Origin of the sequence: Paraburkholderia sp. RL17-381-BIF-C, from assembly GCF_046026435.1 — a bacterium.
GTDB lineage: Bacteria > Pseudomonadota > Gammaproteobacteria > Burkholderiales > Burkholderiaceae > Paraburkholderia.
In genome coordinates this window covers 1-2,895 of the sequence record NZ_JARESX010000162.1, presented here as the reverse complement: position 1 = coordinate 2,895, position 2,895 = coordinate 1, and the positions used below count along the sequence as shown (strand labels likewise).

Annotated in this window: 3 protein-coding genes and 1 pseudogene; all 4 read right to left on the bottom strand. The window is 52.3% G+C overall.

Annotated features, from left to right (window positions below):
- Positions 1-144: 144 nt before the first annotated feature.
- On the bottom strand, positions 145-396 hold the full coding sequence (locus tag P0D70_RS36345; protein WP_408188072.1) for a PAAR domain-containing protein: 252 nt from the start codon (positions 394-396) through the stop codon (positions 145-147).
- Complete coding sequence (locus tag P0D70_RS36340; protein ID WP_408188071.1) at positions 393-1,091, bottom strand: hypothetical protein; 699 nt, start codon at positions 1,089-1,091, stop codon at positions 393-395. Before P0D70_RS36340 ends, P0D70_RS36345 begins: the two co-directional genes overlap by 4 nt.
- A complete protein-coding gene (locus P0D70_RS36335) occupies positions 1,078-2,445 on the bottom strand; it encodes an N-acetylmuramidase family protein (RefSeq protein WP_408188070.1) in 1,368 nt (455 codons plus the stop codon). The genes P0D70_RS36340 and P0D70_RS36335 overlap by 14 nt, the downstream gene beginning before the upstream one ends.
- An 8-nt stretch (positions 2,446-2,453) precedes the next feature.
- A pseudogene (locus P0D70_RS36330) lies at positions 2,454-2,895 on the bottom strand (type VI secretion system Vgr family protein); the annotation flags it as partial.

Here is a 2,895-nt window from a genome sequence, read left to right as displayed (position 1 = left end):
TGTCGCGGACCAGCGAGCCCATTCAACCACAGTTGTTTTTAAACCAGTGGCGTTGTGTCGAAATTTGACAATTGACGCGCGCCGCTTCAAATGTTCGTCTCCGACTCTCGCCCGCCGTCTCCTTTGCTCTTATCCTCACGGCCACTAAACCAGGCTGGAAACAAGACTGCATCCGCATGTGGCCCGATGACCCTGACGCGCGACGGGCGTACCGTGATCGCGGATTTTCTCGTCGCCGTCGAGGATCATGTTCGGCTCGACGTCGGGGTGCAGCGGGCACTCTATGAGGTCGCCTTTACGGGCGACGCGTCGCCCGGCGTAATGCATGGTTTGAGAGGCGGTGACAACTTTGCCGCCGTGGTCGGTAGTGTCGCCGAGTCGGATATAGTCGATCATCGAATTGGCTCCAAGTGGTCGGCCTGCGGGAAAGGATCATCGATATCCGTCGAGCGGACCCAACCAGTCGTAACCTTTCCAGGCACGGGATTAAAAAAATCTGGATTGGTATATCGGACAAGAGAGTAGTCGCCGTTTTGCGTCAAGACACCAACCACGTCCCCCGGCGTGAGATATCCATTAGTTATCGCAAACGAATGTCCTCGCTTTCCATAAAAAAACGTTTTTCGTTTGACTACGCGAATTCCATACGCTCGAATTTTTTTTGTTATGTAATATCGAGTGGCGCCCTGGTCATATGGCCCTCCATGAAAAAAACCGACTGCACCGCCACATCCAGGAGGTTCCAAAGAGGTTTTTAGAATCCATTGGTCGCCCATTATGTATAATTTTCCCGGTACGTCCCATTCCGCGTCTCTGTCAACGTAGCGAAATTGACTGGCACTCAATGCATACGTTTTTACGTCAAGTATTGAGTAGACTCCATCGCTTGTGTTTGTCGCACTTCCGGTGTTGGCAGTAAAAAAGAACATGCATGAGACACCTTTCTCCAACGCGCCATAGTAACCGCGCAAGGAATTGCCCGATTCAATGGCCATAAGACTTGGACTGTCAAATACAAGCAAGCTGGAGGCGTAGCCAAAACGGCAGAAAAAAGCTAGAACTATACAAAGCCATTTTTTATTTGAATTCATTGTAATATTTCTCCAGGCTCTTTGCGTAATTCGGATTTTGCACTTTCCAATTCCTTCCGTTATAACTAGAGGCGACGTTTTCCCATTTTTTATGAGCGAGCCCCTGTATCGCAGCAGGCTTTGCTTTCTTCATGAATGCCTCAAACATTTTTACCTGCGAGTCAATGCTCTCCATGCATTTGTTCGCCATGTCAACGGGAGTTGTGCAGTCGCAGTATTCAAAATATTCGCCGAGAATCTGAAAGGCTCCCCATGAGCAGGATTTGATCGCCGCGTCTCGATCAAGTGTTGCGGCCTTCACAAATTTCTCATATTGGTGAATTCCTGCGGGACCATATGCGCCAGGTTTGGGGAAACAAATGTCAGGAAATGCTATATACGGATGCCTGGCTTTTTTCCCTGTCTTTTTGTCGGCAGGCGGCAATGTGAACCCGTAAAAGTGATGGCGCTCAAAGAGAATTCGAACCAAGCCGTTGGGATCATAACCCCCATCGGGTGTCCATTCGCCGTCCCCGACTGTTTCCTGTTTGTTTAACGCCTTGACTGCCGCTGCTTCGCAACCGAAAGACGCGGCAAGGTATCGGAAGTGCTCGTCGGTGAGCAGCCATGCTTTCGGATAGTTCAATCTCGATGCGAGCAGATTTATCGCGATAGTCCGCGGCTTCCCCGTATCGACTACGCGGTAGTGATGCTCAATCGTGATCGAGGTTTTAGGTTTCCCCGTGGCGGGGTCGTTTTGCGTTTCCTTCTTTTTCGTCGGGAAGTCTTTTTTCACCTTGCCCTGTTCGGTGACCTTTTGTGTGGACCCTATGTAAGGCCCAAACTCATTAACCAGCCTATCCATTGTCATGATTTCGCCGTTTTTCATGACGGGGATTTTCACGTCGCGCTCGAACACATCCTTGGGCGTAAGCTGCGTTACCGCTTCAAGATGATATTCGGGACTATTAATAACATAGGCGGTCACGTCCTTCGTCGGCGTCACTGTCGCTTTCAGTACATATTGCTCATGACGGTTCCTGACGAGTACATCAAGCGGCTGTCCGCGCGCGGCATTCTGGATCGTCATGGCGTACCCGTCCTTGTCTGTCACGGCGTCCGTGCTATTGACTACTATTGTTGAGGGTGCGGGCGGCTCTGACTCAGGTGTGGAAGTCGATGTCGGCTCGTCCGTCTCAGGGCCGATTATCCAGGCCGGAGCCGGTGGCGCGCCGGTCCCCGCCGCAACGCGTACAGCCAGCCCTTCGATAGGGTGGTTCAGGGCATCCCTGAAAACAATAGTCACTTCGACAAAAGGCTTAGGCGGGGCTTTAGGATGCGTTGGAGCATGCCCGTTATGATGCGGTTTGTTCACAGAATTCCTCATGCGTGTTCAGCGTTATCGCTCGATAGATGCGCTTCGTTCCGGTCGTCCAGTTCTTGACCGTCATATTCGTTCTCGGCGACCCCCCATTCACCCGCACCAATCTCGCATTTGACTTTTGTGGGCATGGACGTCTGGACGGCGATCGTTTCGCCTTCCGTTAGCATGCCCTGCTGCTGGAGCGTGCCGTCCGGCAGATAGACGCGATATGGCAAGTTAGCGAGCACAGGGCCAATGCCGAGATTCGTTGCTACGGTGCTGACGTCGAACGTCTGCGAATAGACATGGGTAAAACTCTGCGCGAGGGGGGTAACGGGCATGACTGGCATTGACATACGTTTTGAGTCCGGCCCCGGTACGTCCCACCATGCGCCTTTTCCGATGATTGGCCCCGGCGACCCGTGGATAATTCCGTCGCCGTTGATCTGGATATACGAGCCA